The following is a 13,997-nucleotide window of genomic DNA, read 5'->3' as shown; positions in this document are numbered from 1 at the left end:
AGACACGCGCCATAGCAGCTACGCGTCTAAAAAAAGCTGTTCCACCATAGCACTTAGTGCTATAAATAAAAGGTGGCAGTAAAGGTATCAAATGCGAGTATTTAAGAACAAAGTATTCACTAAATGGGCAGCAAAGGAAGGGCTGGGTGATGCTGCCTTGCTAGCTGCCGTTGAAGAAATGGAACGCGGCATGATTGATGCCAACCTGGGTGCTCATGTGGTGAAAAAGCGCGTGGCGGTCGGTGGTCGAGGTAAAAGCGGCGGGGTCAGAACCCTGTTAGCTTACAAAGTCAGTAATAAGGCGTTTTTTGTTTATGGCTTTGCCAAAAATGCTCGCACCAACATCAGCGCTAATGAACTAAACGCATTGAAATATTTGGCAAAAGAACTACTGGCTTACAGTGACGAAGCTTTAGTAGAAGCCATTAATCATGGCGTGTTAATTGAGGTAGAAAACGATGGATAAATCAATCCTGGACATGGTGCATGAAACAGCTCAAGACCTGCACGCGGCGGGTGTAATGAAAGAAATAACACTGCGCGAGTTCGATGCGCTTTGTCTGCCCCCAGTAAAAGAGTACACAGCGCTACAAATCAAGCGGATTCGTACCAAAAATCACGCCAGCCAAGGCGTTTTTGCAGCGTACCTGAATACCAGTGTTTCAACGGTTCAGAAATGGGAGCAAGGCCAAAAGAAACCCAATGGCTCCTCGCTAAAGCTGCTGAACCTGGTGGCCGAAAAAGGATTAGAAATACTGGCTTAGCCGTTAGTGCCTTCTACTCTGCTTAGCCCCCCTCAAAAAATGCACCTCGTTGGCTGCCAGCCCTTCCAGCGACACCAAGCACAACGCCAACCCGTTCAGCGAAGCGCTAGAAAGCGCGTTAGAGATCAAGCTAATGCCTATACTTAAGCAAGCCCAGGATCCGCTTGATCTATTGAATCGCGGTAAAGTACTTCAAGAAGCGTTTTAAGTTAATCATTGACACAGTTTTAGGACTTTCTATGCCCCGCTACCCCGAGCACCTTACCGGCGAAGGCCCGGTTAACCCCTTTCCGGGAATTAAAGTACTTGAACGCCGCTTGGGCCGAGCGATCCCCCATCAGCTGGGTTCCAACGAAGGGCTGGACATGCCTCACCAGGCACTGCGCGCGCACTTTGGTGATGCACTAGCGGCGCACGCTTACAGCTATGGCGACGCCGAGGCGTTTGGTGTGCGTACCCGGTTAAGCGCCCAGCTGGGCACGCCTTTTGATCACCTGTTGGTTGATGCAGGTGCCGATAGCCTGATTGCGCTGGCGCTACGCACTACCTGCGAGCCCGGCGCTACGGTGGTGTGCACGGCGGGCACCTACCCCACGTTTGGCTACTTTGCGAAAGGCCAAGGCTGCCGCCTGATTGAACCTGGCTACCATGAAGCGCCCGGCGTACTGGCGCCGGACCTGGAAGCACTGGCCGCCGCCGCTCAACAGGAAAACGCCCGCCTCGTTTACCTGGCCAACCCGGATAACCCTAGCGGCCACCTGCACAGCGACAGCGCCATTATCAAGTTTCGCGAGGCGCTACCGGATACCTGCTGGCTGCTGCTGGATGAAGCGTATGGCGATTTTCGTGATGATGCGGGAAGTGAGTTTTCGGCTAACGCGCTGCCCGGCGTGATTCGCCTGCGCACACTTTCCAAAGCCCACGGTTTAGCGGGGCTGCGCATTGGCTACGCCATTGCAGAGCCTGACGTACTGGCCATGATGATGAAGGTGCGTATTCACTACGCGGTTTCCGCACTGACACTGGCCGCCGCCGAAGTAGTACTCGACCATCCTGAAGAAGTGCGCCAGCACGTGGCAGATGTAAAAGCCCGCCGAGAGCAGTTGGCCGAGCACTTTCGTGCTTTAGGGGCCGATGTACTGCCGAGCGCCACCAACTTCATCGGCATTCGCCTGCCCAGTGAGGAACTGGCCGCCCACGTACATCAGCAGCTGCTTTCAGAAGGTGTGCTGGTCGCTCGCCTGGCGCACCCGGCGCTCGCCAATGTGATACGCATTACTGCTGTAGCGGATGCCCTGGTGCCGGGCCGGCTGGCAACGCTTGAGCAGGCTATTAAAGCGCACGCTTGATAAGGCAACTCTTTTTACAGGAAAGCCCCTGCCAAGGCAGGGGCTTTCTCGATACTAGCGCTACCCGAACGTTACAAATCAAGTGTTAGGCAGTGCCGCGATAACCATGATTTCCACTTTCCACTCAGGCTTGGCAAGCTTGGCTTCAAGCGCGGCGCGAACCGGGGCACGCCCTGCGACTACCCACGCTTCCCATGCCGCGTTCATCTGATCAAACTCGGCCATATCGGTTACCCATACCTGGGCAGAAATCAGGTGCTCTTTTGAGGACCCTGCCTGAGCCAGCAACTCATCAATGCGCGCAAGCACTTGTTCGGTCTGGCCACGCATATCTGCCGTGGCGTCGGCGGGCACCTGGCCTGCTAGATAAACCGTGCCGTTATGGATAGCCACTTGGCTCATACGTGCATTGCTTTCGTAATAAGTAACGCTCATGGAATCTCTCCGTCATAAGAAATACAGCCGAGATTACCGCGTTTACATTTAAAATGCTTGCCTGCAGATACGCCAACTTCTTGCTGAATTCAGACAAACGATTTACCTACCCACTGAACCCTACATACCCGATCACGAAAGGCACCGCAGCCAAAAACAGAATAGAGACCATGGCAAGCAACCCGTCTCTGGTTAAGAGCCCGGCCGCGAAGCAGGCGATAGCCGCAGATGCTATTGAACCCGACGTGGGGATGACTTCCATAAACGGCATGAAGGGCGTCACGGCCAGGATAACGGCGAGTGGCAGGTACAACCAGGGCGGCTTGACGAAAAACACCCAGCGCGGTTTGAGAAAACGCTCAACAAAGTGCACCGGTTTGCGCAGCCAGTTAATCCCTTTACAGAGTTTATGGGTAGACAGCGCTTTGCGTGAAATGAAGCCTGGCAGCCAGAGGTAATCCCGCCCCAGCATTATCTGCGCCACGAGAATAAACTCAATGAAGGCCACAATGGCAGTAACCCCCAGAATCGAGCTTGCAGGAGACGTCGAAATGAGGGCAAACATGAGCATCAGTGACGCAAAGGAGTGCGCACCAAGCTCGTCCACAAGCGACCCGATCGTTACTTTTTGCCCTTGAACCGAGTGTTCAAGGTGATTCAGAACCTCGCTGAGTACCCGCGTCGTGTGCTCGGCCATTATTGAGCTCCCTGCTCGTCATAAAGCCTTTCAGGCAACAAATGAAGCACCTGTATCCATGGCATGCAATAGCCGTCTACAACAACGGCGCTGTCACTGTGGAGTGTAGTTTAGGTGGGTGTCATCAAATGTTAGATATCGAGCCAATGGATGGTGTGAGAAAAGGAGGGTATGAGCAATGTTTGCCAATGCTTCATGGTATTTTTGGAATGCCAAAACCAAAAAAGGGCCTAGCGATGAACGCTAAGCCCTAAAATTTGGTGCCGGTGGCCAGACTCGAACTGGCACACCCGTAAAGGCGGCGGATTTTGAATCCGCTGCGTCTACCAATTCCGCCACACCGGCAATGGATGCGCATTATACGGAGATAACCACGCAGGTCAATCACATTGACTGACTTTATCTAGCTAAGGGGGTATCCTATGCCGCCTGTTTGACCACCGTTAAGAGCCAACCCATGCAGCGCGCGGACTTTTATTTCGAGCTACCCGATGAGCTGATTGCTCGCTACCCTTCTGAGCAGCGCAGCGACTGTCGTTTGCTGTGCGTGGATGGCCAGAGCGGCGCGCTTGAGCATCGCCAGTTTACGGACCTTCTTGAGCGTTTAAACCCCGGTGATTTGCTGGTGTTTAATGACACACGAGTGATCCCTGCCCGCCTACACGGCCATAAAGCCAGCGGCGGCAAAGTGGAGATGCTGCTTGAGCGTCCGCTGGACAGCCACCGGGGCCTGGCACATATCCGCTCAAGCAAGTCGCCCAAGCCCGGCACCGAGCTGATCTTTGAAGGTGATATTCACGCCGTGGTAGAAGGCCGCCGCGACGCGTTGTTTGAGCTGCGCTTTTTAGGCGAGACGCCAATGATCGCGCTGCTGGAGCAGCACGGCCATATGCCACTGCCGCCTTATATCACTCGGGAAGATGAACTCAGCGACCGCGAGCGCTATCAAACCGTTTATGCCCGCCGAGATGGCGCCGTGGCCGCTCCCACGGCGGGCCTACATTTTGACCAACCACTGCTGGATGCCCTGGCTGAAAAAGGCATCAACAGCGCGTTTGTCACTCTGCATGTGGGCGCGGGTACTTTTCAGCCGGTGCGGGTGGACAATATTCTTGAACACCATATGCACAGTGAGTGGATCGAGGTGTCAGAAGCCACCTGCCAGCAGGTACGCGAGGCGCAAGCCGCAGGCAACCGGGTGATTGCCGTGGGCACCACCAGCGTGCGCTGTTTGGAAAGCGCCTGCCAGAAAAGCAGCGATGGGCAGATAGCGCCCTACAGCGGGGATACGGATATTTTCATCTACCCCGGCTACGAGTGGCGCTGTGTGGATGCGTTGATTACCAACTTCCACCTGCCGGAATCGACACTTTTGATGCTGGTGTCGGCGTTTGCCGGTTATGACACGATGATGAACGCCTACCGTGAAGCCGTTGCCGAACGCTACGCTTTCTTTAGTTATGGCGATGCGATGCTGCTCACCCGCTAAGCGCCTTTACGTTGCCCTTAGCGTTTTACCGATGATTTTTTGACGAGTTACCACAATGCGAAACGAATGCTTTATGCGCTTTGAGCGCTTGGCCGACGATGGCCGCGCTCGTCGCGGTCGCCTCCACTTCCCCCGTGGCACGGTCGAAACCCCTGCGTTTATGCCGGTGGGCACTTACGGCACGGTAAAAGGCATGACGCCAGACTCCATCAAGGAGATCGGCGCTGAAATCATTCTGGGCAACACCTTCCACCTGTGGTTGCGCCCGGGTACCGAGGTCATTGAAGCCCACGGCGACCTGCACGACTTCGCCCAGTGGGACAAGCCGATCCTCACCGACTCCGGCGGCTTTCAGGTGTTCTCATTAGGCGAGACGCGCAAGATCACCGAGCAGGGCGTGCACTTCCGCTCGCCGGTGGATGGCAGCAAGGTCTTTATGGGGCCGGAAGAGTCCATGGCCGTGCAGCGCTCGCTGGGCTCTGATGTGGTCATGATTTTTGACGAGTGCACGCCCTACCCGGCCACGTATGAGGAAGCCGAGAAATCCATGGAGCTGTCGCTACGTTGGGCCAAACGCTCACGCGATGCCCACGGTGACTCGCCTTCCGCACTTTTCGGCATCATTCAGGGCGGTATGCACCCCGAGCTTCGCGAGCGCTCGCTCAAAGGCCTCTTGGAGATCGGCTTTGACGGCCTGGCGATTGGCGGGCTTTCCGTTGGCGAGCCCAAAGAAGAGATGATCAAGGTACTGGATTACCTGCCCATTTGGATGCCAGACGATAAACCACGCTACCTGATGGGCGTAGGTAAACCGGAGGACCTGGTGGAAGGCGTGCGCCGGGGCGTCGACATGTTCGACTGCGTCATGCCGACCCGCAACGCACGTAATGGCCACCTGTTTACCGCTGACGGTACAGTCAAGATTCGTAATGCCAAGCATCGCCATGACACCAGCCCCCTTGAAGAGGGTTGTGACTGCTATACCTGCAAGAATTTCTCGCGCGGCTATTTGCATCACCTGGACCGCTGCAATGAAATGCTGGGCTCGATGCTCAATACCATCCATAACTTACGCTACTACCAGCGTGTAATGGCTGATTTGCGCGCGGCAATCGAAGCGGGTACATTGACGGCCTTTGTGGAAGGCTTTTATGCTCGGCGCGGCCTGCCTGTGCCTCCCCTGGCCGAATAGTCATCACCCGCTTTGGCGGGTGAATCAAGGGTCGCTTATCAACATAATTGTTAATTAGCGCCCCCTCTAACCCTTTCACCCATTAAGGGTCTTAACCCAGGAGTTCTCTGCAATGCTGGATTTCTTCATCTCATCAGCCCATGCCCAAGAAGGGGCAGCTGGCGGTGGCATCGCACAAATCGTTATGTTGGTCGGCTTTGTGCTGATTTTCTATTTCCTGCTGTGGCGCCCCCAAGCTAAACGTGCCAAGCAGCACAAACAGCTGGTCACCAGCCTGGACAAAGGCGATGAAGTCGTGATCGGCGGTGGCCTGGTTGGCCGCGTCACCAAAGTCAGTGATGAGTTCCTGACCTTGGAAGTATCTGAAGGCACCGAAGTCAACGTACAGAAAAACGCCGTTGCTGCCGTGCTGCCGAAGGGCACCATTAAGTCCATCTAACGCTTAAAACACCCCTGCCGATTCAGTGCCAGCCACCCCGGCAGGGGTGCCATGGTAGATACGATGGTAAATTTTGCTGTGCGTGGGACTCCCCGCACAGCAATTCCGTTTGTAATTGAAGGCAGGGCTTGCATGCTCAACCGTTACCCCCTGTGGAAGTATCTGCTGATACTGGTCGTCCTGGTGGTTGGCCTTATCTATTCGCTTCCCAACTTATTCCCCGAAGATCCCGCTATTCAGCTCAGTAGCGCCCAAGGCGAAACGCTGAATGAGCGCCAAATTGAACGCGTTGAGAACGCACTCGGCGAAAACGGCATTGCTGTTAAAGGCGTCGAAGAAGTTAACGGCCTGTGGCTGATTCGCCTGCGTAACGACAACGACCAGCTCAACGCCCGTGATATTGCCGCCGACCTTTTAGGCAATGACGCGACGGTCGCGCTAAACCTGGCAGAAGCCACGCCGGCTTGGCTGCAAGCATTTTCCGCTTCCCCCATGACACTGGGGCTTGACCTGCGCGGTGGCGTTCACTTCCTGTTGGAAGTAGATATGGACGCAGCGCTTACTCAGCGCCTGGAAGTGAATGCCAGCGCCATGCGCGAGCTGTTGCGTAGCGAGCGTATTCGCTACCGCAATACCGATGTAGAAGGCCGCTCTCTCTCCATCGACTTTGCAAGCACTGAAGACCGCGACAAGGCACGCCGTTTGATCAGCCGTGACTTTCCCAACTTTGACTATACCAATGAAGGCAGCGGCCGCTCCTCCAGGCTGGTGATGGCGCTGAGCGATCAGACCATTAACGAAATTCAGGACTACGCCATTAACCAAAACTTGACCACCCTGCGTAACCGGGTGAACGAGTTGGGTGTTGCCGAGCCGATGGTGCAGCGTCAAGGTCCTAATCAGATCGTGGTTGAACTCCCCGGCGTACAGGACACAGTGGCGGCCAAACGGATCGTGGGCGCGACCGCCAACCTTGAGTTCCGCCTGGAAGCTCGTAACGACACGCCGAACATGGAAACGGAAACTCACGTATTCCGCAATGATGCATCACGCTCTGCTGAGCTAATGCGCGATGTGATCATTACCGGCGACAGCGTTTCCAGCGCCAGTAACAGTTTTGATGAAAACGGCCGCCCGCAGGTGAATATCAACCTGGATGGCACTGGCGGCACGCTGATGAACCGCGCCACGCGCACCAATATTGGGCGCAATATGGCAGTGCTATTTATCGAGCATAAAAGCGAAGATACGGTCGTCATTGACCCTGAGACCGGCGAAGAGACGATTGAGCGTGAGCCTTATGTAGAGCGCGGCCTGATAAGCCTAGCCACTATTCAAAGCGCGCTGGGCAACAGCTTCCGAATCACCGGGCTCGACTCTCCCACTGAAGCTGCCGAATTGTCGCTGCTGCTGCGTTCAGGTGCGCTGGCGGCGCCGATCTATTTTGTACAGGAGCGCACTATCGGCCCAAGCCTGGGTGCGGAAAATATTCAGCGCGGCCTGCTCTCTGTTCAGGTGGGCCTACTGCTGCTCGTGCTGTTTATGCTGGCGCGCTATAAAGTGTTTGGCATTTTTGCCAACATTGCGCTCGCCCTTAACCTGACGATTCTGGTCGCGGTCATGTCGATGCTGGGCGCCACGCTCACCCTGCCTGGCATTGCGGGCATCGTGCTAACGCTGGGCATGGCGGTGGATGCCAACGTCCTGATCTTTGAGCGAATACGTGAAGAGTTGCGTAACGGGCTGTCGATTCAGCAGGCCATTCATGCAGGCTATGAGCGCGCCTTTACCTCGATTGTCGATGCCAATATCACCACGCTGTTAGTGGCGATCATTCTGTTCTCGATTGGTACCGGCCCCGTCAAAGGCTTTGCGGTCACGCTGTCTATCGGCATCTTGACGTCCATGTTCACCGCGCTAATGGTGACGCGTGCCCTGGTCAACCTGACCTATGGCAGCCGACCCGTCAAAAAGCTATGGATCTGAAAAACATGGATCTGAAGAACATGGACCTGAACCCCGTGCTCAGCCCCGAATGTAAGAGGTGGCAATGAAACCCCTATCACAACTGCAAATCGACTTTATGGGGCGGCGCAACATTGCGTTTATCGCCTCGGCAGTGATGCTCATCGTGTCGATTGGCGCCCTGCTCTTCCAACAGCTCAACCTGGGGCTCGACTTCACTGGCGGCACGCTGGTGGAAGTTCGTTACGGTGCCGCACCCTCGCTGGATGCCATTCGCCTTCTGCTGGTGGAAAGCGGCTTCCAGGACGTTTCGGTGCAAACGTTTGGCGCATCAACCGAGGTGCTTATTCGCTTGCAACAGGCCTTTGATCCTGACGTGGGCAGCGACGTTGTCAACCTGCTAAGTGCCAGCGGCGACAGCGTTACTCTGGTGCGTGCTGAGTTTGTTGGCGCCCAGGTGGGCGATCAGCTGCGCGATCAAAGCGGCCTTGGCCTGCTGGTCGCGCTCGGTGTGGTCATGCTGTATGTCGCTTTCCGCTTCCAGTACAAGTTTGCCATCGGTGCGCTGTTGGCGCTGCTTCACGATGTGATTATCGTCGTGGGCGTGTTCGCACTCTTTCATCTTGAGTTCGACCTGACCGTGCTGGCGGCGATTCTGGCGGTTATCGGCTACTCATTGAACGACACAATCGTCGTCTATGACCGTATTCGTGAGAATATCCGTACGTCACGTATCGACGATATGACGCAGATCATCAACGAAGCCATCAACGCCACACTATCGCGCACGCTGGCAACCTCCGGCACGACCATGCTGGTACTGTTTGCCCTGTTAATCCTCGGTGGCGATATGATCGAGAACTTCGCTATCGCCTTGCTGATCGGTATTGGCGTCGGCACGTTCTCCTCCATCTACATCTCTGGCGCGCTGCTTCTGCCGCTCAAGCTTTCGCGTGAGGACTTGATCCCCACCAAAAAAGAGCTTGATGAAGAGGAAGAAGAGCTGCCGTAACAAACCGTTCTTGTATAACGACAAAAGGCTCTGCCGGGATAACCCGGCAGAGCCTTTTTAGTGGTTGGCTGGCAACCTGGAACGTCTACCACTCAACATTCACAGCGTGCTATTAACTACCAGCCATTCATTTCCAACTATTCATTTACTACCAGCCCATCAAAAATGCGGCGCCAGTTGTTTGATCAGCGCCTTGTAAAGACGTGGACCTGCGGCCATCAGTTGGCCTTCCACCTTAACGCTCGGCTGACCATCGGGCGTGCCCATTAGCGCGCCGGCTTCTTTCAAAAACAGTGAGCCCACCTGCATATCCTGCTCTTCCATACCCAGCACAAAGGCGCTGTCCACTCGGCCGCTGGCCAGCTCACACATGTCCAGCAGGCCACAGCCCGTCGCGACAAGAGTTTCTACCTGAGGTGCAAGTTGTTGGGTAACGGTAAGAAATGCCGGCAAGTTGCCAGGACGCAGCCACGCTTCGGGCAGGCTCATGGCTAAACGCGTACCGGTAATCGCGGTGGGTTTGCTAACCCGCATACGCTTGCCATTGTGTTGAGCGCCACGACCACGGCTGGCGATATATTCATCATCGCCAAACGGTGAGATAACCACCGCGTGTTCCGGGCGGCCTTTAACCAGACACACCACTGAGAGAGCAAAGCCTTTACCCGCTACCGCTAAATTAGAGTAGCCATGAATGGGTTCGATCTTCCAAACGGTCTCACTACCTTCGCCTTCACCCGCTTTATGCGAGGTGTAACGACCCACATAGCCGTGCTGGGGGTAGCCACGCTCCAACTGGTGGATAATGGTCGCCTCGGCCTTGCGCGCCGTGTCTTCAAGCAGACGGTCAAGGTTGGATTCTTCATGAGCGTTTTCGATACGCTCACGAACACGTTGAAACTGTTCAACTGCGCTGCGCGCTGCGCGCAACGTAAATTGGACCATCGGATTCATGATCGGGCCTTGTCACAGTGATGTTAAAGAACGTTAGGCGAAGGAATAATTGCCTATGGCGCGCAATTCTAGCAGACCCCTCTCGGGCACGCTATCGACTCGTGCTAAACTGCTCGTTTTCCGCGTTTGTTCGCTATGTTCTGTATCAAGCCCTGTTCTTCATCAAGCCCTGTTCACATTTATCGAGCCCTATCATTATGCTTGAGCGCATTCGTATCGTTTTAATCGGCACCAGCCATCCAGGCAACATCGGCGGCGTTGCTCGCGCCATGCACAACATGGGTCTGGCCGATTTGGCGCTGGTAGCTCCGCGCTGCGAGATCATTACTCAGGACAGCATTTCGCGCGCTTCCGGCGCGGATCATCTGCTCCATCAGGCCAGCGTACATACAACGCTTGAAGAGGCCGTTGCCGACTGCACGCTGGCCGTTGGCGCGAGTGCACGCTCACGCACCCTGCCCTGGCCCATGCTGACACCGCGCGAACTGGCAGACCGCCTACCCGGCGAATGTCAGGCACCAACATCACGCGTCGCACTGGTGTTTGGCCGGGAGGATAGCGGCCTGACCAACGCCGAGCTGCAGCGTTGCCATGCCCATGTCCATATCCCCACCAATGCTGACTTTAGCTCGCTAAATTTGGCCGCCGCCGTACAGGTGCTTGCCTACGAGAGCCGCATGGCCTGGTTAAGCCAGCAGGACGCAGCGCCCACACCAGATGCTGATGATGAGCTAGTGCCCCACGAAGAACTGGAGCGTTATTTCGAGCATCTGGAGCGCACACTGATTACCATTGAATTTCATGACCCGGCCCAACCTCGTCAGCTGATGGCGCGGCTACGCAGGCTCTATTTGCGCGCCCGCCCCGAAAAAATGGAGATGAACATTTTACGCGGCATTTTAACCGCAACGGAAAAATCAGCAGACAAACAATAACCGGCATCCGCAAACCTGGGGTGAGGCATAACTTGAAGTTACGCACCCGCGCCCCAACCTCGCTATCCTGCTAACGATGAACGATGCGTTACGTCATCCGCGATGCCTTAAATGACCGCGTGCCAGCCCTGACCAAGGATCACTCATGTTCCAACGCCTACGTGAAGACATTAACAGCGTATTTGACCGCGACCCGGCGGCCCGCAATTTTTTAGAGGTACTGACCAACTACCCCGGCCTTCACGCGCTGTTAATTCATCGTTGCGGTCACTGGCTATGGAAAAAAAACCTGAAATGGCTGGCCCGTACGCTGTCGACGTTTTCCCGCTGGCTGACCGGCATCGAAATTCACCCTGGGGCCACTATCGGTAGGCGCTTTTTTATTGATCACGGCATGGGGGTCGTGATTGGAGAAACCGCGCAGGTTGGTGACAACGTAACGCTGTATCAGGGCGTCACACTCGGCGGCACCAGCTGGAACAAGGGCAAGCGCCACCCCACGCTAGGGGATGGCGTCATTGTCGGCGCGGGAGCCAAGATTCTCGGCCCCTTTACCGTGGGTGCGGGTGCAAAGGTTGGCTCGAACGCGGTGGTCACCAAGGAAGTACCGCCTGGCGCAACGGTGGTGGGCATTCCCGGCAAGATTGTTAAACGCACCGACCCCGATGTTGAAGAAGCGCTAGAGGTAGACCCGGTTCGTCGCGAGGCCATCTGCCAAAAATTTGGTTTTGACGCCTACGGTGTCAGCCAGGACATGCCCGACCCGGTGGCCCGCTCCATGCAGGCAATGCTGGATCACATGCACGCGGTGGATGAGCGCATTGAACGCATGTGCTCAACGCTGCGTAAGCTTGATGGCAGTTACCATGAAGGAAGCCTGCCCGCGCTGCGTGATGAAGACTTCGCCGATATCCTGGATGAAAACGATACCGGTTGCGCCCCCAAAAGCTCGGATGACAACACGCCGCCTCCGGCTAAAGGTTGACCAAACTACTCAGGCTTTCCCATAATGGCAGCACATTTGCCGGGAGCACGCTGAACGTTCAGTGTCGAGGTGCCTGTCATGCGTTTAACTACCAAAGGCCGTTACGCCGTTACCGCCATGCTCGACCTGGCGTTGAACGGCGAGCTCAGCCCGACCAGTCTGGGGGATATTTCGCAGCGTCAGGGAATTTCCCTCTCCTACCTTGAGCAGCTGTTTGCGCGCCTGCGCCGTTCTGGGCTTGTCCGCAGCGTTCGCGGCCCGGGCGGCGGCTATTTGCTGGCCAAACCGGCGGCCGATATTAGCGTTTCAGCGGTTATTGATGCCGTTGATGAAACGGTAGATGCCACCCGCTGCCAAGGATTATCCGACTGCCAGCAGGGAAACACTTGCCTGACCCACCACTTGTGGTGCGAATTATCCGGCCAGATTCGGCATTTTCTTGATGACATCACCCTTGCCCAATTGATGCAGCGCCCCGATGTTCTACGTATTGCCTCACGGCAAAAAAATCGCGTTGAAGCGGGTATTCTCGCCTCATCACCGTAATGGCCAAGGGCGTTATTACCGCTGCCCTGGCGCTATTGAATTAAGCGGGTCTTCATGACGACGACAACCACACCTTCACTGCCTATTTATCTGGATTACGCCGCCACTACGCCGGTGGATACCCGCGTGGCCGAGGTTATGCAGCGCTACCTGACCGCTGACCAGCTATTTGCCAATCCTGCCTCGCGCAGCCATATGCTGGGCTGGCAGGCTGAACAGGTGGTGGAGCAGGCGCGTCGCCAGGTAGCCGATACCATTGGCGCCGACCCGCGTGAGATTGTCTGGACCAGCGGTGCTACGGAAGCTGACAACCTGGCGCTGATTGGCTACCTGCGTGCCAACCGTGAACGCGGCATGCACCTGGTTACCTCTACCATTGAGCATAAGGCAATCATTGATACAGCGGCTGCGCTTGAGCGCGAAGGCTTTGACGTTACCTGGCTTACGCCCGCGCACGACGGCACCATTTCGCCGGAGATGCTACGCGCTGCCATGCGAGATGACACCGCACTGGTTTCGTTAATGGCGGTCAACAACGAGCTAGGCAGTATTAACGATATTGCCGTGCTTGCCGAGGTCGCTCATGAATTTGGCGCGGTTTTCCATACCGATGCAGCTCAGGCCGTTGGCCGAATCCCGTTGGACGTGGTGGCGCAAAAGATCGATTTAATGTCCCTTTCCGGGCATAAAACCTATGGCCCCAAAGGCGTGGGCGCGCTGTATGTAAAACGCCACCCGGACATTCGCCTTGAGGCATTGATTCACGGTGGCGGGCATGAGCGCGGCATGCGCTCCGGCACCCTCCCAACGCATCAAATTGCCGGGATGGGTGAAGCATTTTTGTTAATGCAAAAAGAGCATGCCAACGATCAGGCACATATCACGCATCTACAGCAGCGCTTTTTAAAGGGGCTTGAAACGCTGGATGGCGTGGTGGCCAATACTCCACTTGACCGCGCAGTACCCAATATTTTGAACCTCGCGTTTGAGGGCATCGACGGTGAGTCGCTGTTGATGGCCCTGCGCGATGTGGCCGTTTCTACCGGCTCCGCTTGCAACTCGGCAAGCGTTGACCCCTCTTACGTCTTACTCGGGGTAGGCGTTCCGCGCACGCTAGCACTTTCATCGCTACGCTTTAGTTTTGGACGCTTCACCACGCAAGACGATATTGATCACGCGCTAACCCTCATTCGCCATGCGGTGAGCGGTTTACGAATACTGCCACGCTAAGCGGC

At 55.9% G+C, this 13,997-nt stretch carries 16 protein-coding genes and 1 tRNA gene; 13 read left to right on the top strand and 4 right to left on the bottom strand.

Annotation, left to right across the window (positions count from 1 at the left end; genetic code table 11):
- Positions 1 to 91: 91 nt before the first annotated feature.
- From ACT3T6_RS02920 to ACT3T6_RS02905, 4 genes are read left to right on the top strand one after another with little or no spacing between them, the layout of a single operon-like run.
- Entirely contained in the window at positions 92 to 466 is a 375-nt protein-coding gene (locus tag ACT3T6_RS02920) for a type II toxin-antitoxin system RelE/ParE family toxin (RefSeq protein ID WP_193055296.1), read from the top strand.
- Positions 459 to 764 (top strand): helix-turn-helix domain-containing protein, encoded by a 306-nt coding sequence (locus ACT3T6_RS02915; RefSeq protein ID WP_192527114.1) that lies wholly within the window; start codon positions 459 to 461, stop codon positions 762 to 764. The genes ACT3T6_RS02920 and ACT3T6_RS02915 overlap by 8 nt, the downstream gene beginning before the upstream one ends.
- 49 nt (positions 765 to 813) lie before the next feature.
- Complete coding sequence (locus ACT3T6_RS02910) at positions 814 to 972, top strand: hypothetical protein (RefSeq protein ID WP_192527115.1); 159 nt, start codon at positions 814 to 816, stop codon at positions 970 to 972.
- A 31-nt stretch (positions 973 to 1,003) separates the two neighbouring features.
- Positions 1,004 to 2,113: a pyridoxal phosphate-dependent aminotransferase gene (locus tag ACT3T6_RS02905; RefSeq protein ID WP_193055295.1), complete on the top strand. Its 1,110-nt coding sequence runs from the start codon at positions 1,004 to 1,006 to the stop codon at positions 2,111 to 2,113.
- A gap of 78 nt (positions 2,114 to 2,191) precedes the next feature.
- Here ACT3T6_RS02905 and ACT3T6_RS02900 read toward each other — a convergent pair whose 3' ends face one another.
- The 3 genes from ACT3T6_RS02900 to ACT3T6_RS02890 form a co-directional block, all read right to left on the bottom strand.
- Complete coding sequence (locus ACT3T6_RS02900; RefSeq protein WP_193055294.1) at positions 2,192 to 2,548, bottom strand: RidA family protein; 357 nt, start codon at positions 2,546 to 2,548, stop codon at positions 2,192 to 2,194.
- Between the two features lie 106 nt (positions 2,549 to 2,654).
- Positions 2,655 to 3,245, bottom strand: coding sequence for an exopolysaccharide biosynthesis protein (locus ACT3T6_RS02895; protein ID WP_193055293.1), 591 nt, complete (start codon positions 3,243 to 3,245; stop codon positions 2,655 to 2,657).
- Positions 3,246 to 3,503: 258 nt separating this feature from the next.
- Positions 3,504 to 3,590: transfer RNA gene (locus ACT3T6_RS02890), tRNA-Leu, on the bottom strand.
- A 112-nt stretch (positions 3,591 to 3,702) separates the two neighbouring features.
- On the opposite strand from ACT3T6_RS02890, the gene queA reads away from it, so the two are divergent.
- The 5 genes from queA (at position 3,703) to secF (ending at position 9,342) form a co-directional block, all read left to right on the top strand.
- Positions 3,703 to 4,734, top strand: coding sequence for a tRNA preQ1(34) S-adenosylmethionine ribosyltransferase-isomerase QueA (gene queA / locus ACT3T6_RS02885; RefSeq protein WP_193055292.1), 1,032 nt, complete (start codon positions 3,703 to 3,705; stop codon positions 4,732 to 4,734).
- 73 nt (positions 4,735 to 4,807) lie between these two features.
- Positions 4,808 to 5,926, top strand: a complete 1,119-nt coding sequence (tgt, locus tag ACT3T6_RS02880; RefSeq protein ID WP_441316935.1) for a tRNA guanosine(34) transglycosylase Tgt — start codon at positions 4,808 to 4,810, stop codon at positions 5,924 to 5,926.
- Between the two features lie 112 nt (positions 5,927 to 6,038).
- Entirely contained in the window at positions 6,039 to 6,365 is a 327-nt protein-coding gene (gene yajC, locus ACT3T6_RS02875) for a preprotein translocase subunit YajC (RefSeq protein ID WP_193055290.1), read from the top strand.
- 132 nt (positions 6,366 to 6,497) lie between these two features.
- Entirely contained in the window at positions 6,498 to 8,351 is a 1,854-nt protein-coding gene (secD, locus tag ACT3T6_RS02870) for a protein translocase subunit SecD (RefSeq protein ID WP_193055289.1), read from the top strand.
- A 64-nt stretch (positions 8,352 to 8,415) separates the two neighbouring features.
- Positions 8,416 to 9,342, top strand: a complete 927-nt coding sequence (gene secF / locus ACT3T6_RS02865; RefSeq protein ID WP_193055288.1) for a protein translocase subunit SecF — start codon at positions 8,416 to 8,418, stop codon at positions 9,340 to 9,342.
- Between the two features lie 159 nt (positions 9,343 to 9,501).
- On the opposite strand, the gene ACT3T6_RS02860 is transcribed toward secF, so the two are convergent.
- Entirely contained in the window at positions 9,502 to 10,296 is a 795-nt protein-coding gene (locus ACT3T6_RS02860) for an inositol monophosphatase family protein (protein WP_193055287.1), read from the bottom strand.
- A 197-nt stretch (positions 10,297 to 10,493) separates the two neighbouring features.
- Between ACT3T6_RS02860 and trmJ the strand changes: the two genes are divergently transcribed.
- The 4 genes from trmJ to ACT3T6_RS02840 all read left to right on the top strand — a co-directional run bounded on the left by trmJ (position 10,494) and on the right by ACT3T6_RS02840 (position 13,992).
- Complete coding sequence (trmJ, locus tag ACT3T6_RS02855) at positions 10,494 to 11,231, top strand: tRNA (cytosine(32)/uridine(32)-2'-O)-methyltransferase TrmJ (RefSeq protein WP_193055286.1); 738 nt, start codon at positions 10,494 to 10,496, stop codon at positions 11,229 to 11,231.
- Positions 11,232 to 11,376: 145 nt separating this feature from the next.
- Complete coding sequence (gene cysE / locus ACT3T6_RS02850) at positions 11,377 to 12,216, top strand: serine O-acetyltransferase (protein ID WP_193055285.1); 840 nt, start codon at positions 11,377 to 11,379, stop codon at positions 12,214 to 12,216.
- 78 nt (positions 12,217 to 12,294) lie between these two features.
- On the top strand, positions 12,295 to 12,762 hold the full coding sequence (locus tag ACT3T6_RS02845) for a Fe-S cluster assembly transcription factor (protein ID WP_193055284.1): 468 nt from the start codon (positions 12,295 to 12,297) through the stop codon (positions 12,760 to 12,762).
- Between the two features lie 54 nt (positions 12,763 to 12,816).
- On the top strand, positions 12,817 to 13,992 hold the full coding sequence (locus ACT3T6_RS02840) for an aminotransferase class V-fold PLP-dependent enzyme (protein ID WP_193055283.1): 1,176 nt from the start codon (positions 12,817 to 12,819) through the stop codon (positions 13,990 to 13,992).
- Positions 13,993 to 13,997 lie beyond the last annotated feature (5 nt).

Origin of the sequence: Halomonas sp. 72 (assembly GCF_052379785.1) — a bacterium.
In the GTDB taxonomy this organism is placed as follows: Bacteria; Pseudomonadota; Gammaproteobacteria; order Pseudomonadales; family Halomonadaceae; genus Vreelandella; species Vreelandella citrativorans.
This window is presented reverse-complemented; position numbering and strand designations above follow the sequence as displayed.

Excerpts from the sequence above, each read along its gene's own strand:
- tgt (WP_441316935.1), top strand. The coding sequence starts at position 4,808 with ATGCGCTTTGAGCGCTTGGCCGACGATGGCCGCGCTCGTCGCGGTCGC.
- secD (WP_193055289.1), top strand. The coding sequence starts at position 6,498 with ATGCTCAACCGTTACCCCCTGTGGAAGTATCTGCTGATACTGGTCGTC.
- ACT3T6_RS02840 (WP_193055283.1), top strand. The coding sequence starts at position 12,817 with ATGACGACGACAACCACACCTTCACTGCCTATTTATCTGGATTACGCC.
- ACT3T6_RS02860 (WP_193055287.1), bottom strand. The coding sequence starts at position 10,296 with ATGAATCCGATGGTCCAATTTACGTTGCGCGCAGCGCGCAGCGCAGTT.
- cysE (WP_193055285.1), top strand. The coding sequence starts at position 11,377 with ATGTTCCAACGCCTACGTGAAGACATTAACAGCGTATTTGACCGCGAC.
- ACT3T6_RS02920 (WP_193055296.1), top strand. The coding sequence starts at position 92 with ATGCGAGTATTTAAGAACAAAGTATTCACTAAATGGGCAGCAAAGGAA.
- queA (WP_193055292.1), top strand. The coding sequence starts at position 3,703 with ATGCAGCGCGCGGACTTTTATTTCGAGCTACCCGATGAGCTGATTGCT.
- secF (WP_193055288.1), top strand. The coding sequence starts at position 8,416 with ATGAAACCCCTATCACAACTGCAAATCGACTTTATGGGGCGGCGCAAC.
- ACT3T6_RS02915 (WP_192527114.1), top strand. The coding sequence starts at position 459 with ATGGATAAATCAATCCTGGACATGGTGCATGAAACAGCTCAAGACCTG.
- trmJ (WP_193055286.1), top strand. The coding sequence starts at position 10,494 with ATGCTTGAGCGCATTCGTATCGTTTTAATCGGCACCAGCCATCCAGGC.
- ACT3T6_RS02900 (WP_193055294.1), bottom strand. The coding sequence starts at position 2,548 with ATGAGCGTTACTTATTACGAAAGCAATGCACGTATGAGCCAAGTGGCT.
- yajC (WP_193055290.1), top strand. The coding sequence starts at position 6,039 with ATGCTGGATTTCTTCATCTCATCAGCCCATGCCCAAGAAGGGGCAGCT.
- ACT3T6_RS02905 (WP_193055295.1), top strand. The coding sequence starts at position 1,004 with ATGCCCCGCTACCCCGAGCACCTTACCGGCGAAGGCCCGGTTAACCCC.
- ACT3T6_RS02845 (WP_193055284.1), top strand. The coding sequence starts at position 12,295 with ATGCGTTTAACTACCAAAGGCCGTTACGCCGTTACCGCCATGCTCGAC.
- ACT3T6_RS02895 (WP_193055293.1), bottom strand. The coding sequence starts at position 3,245 with ATGGCCGAGCACACGACGCGGGTACTCAGCGAGGTTCTGAATCACCTT.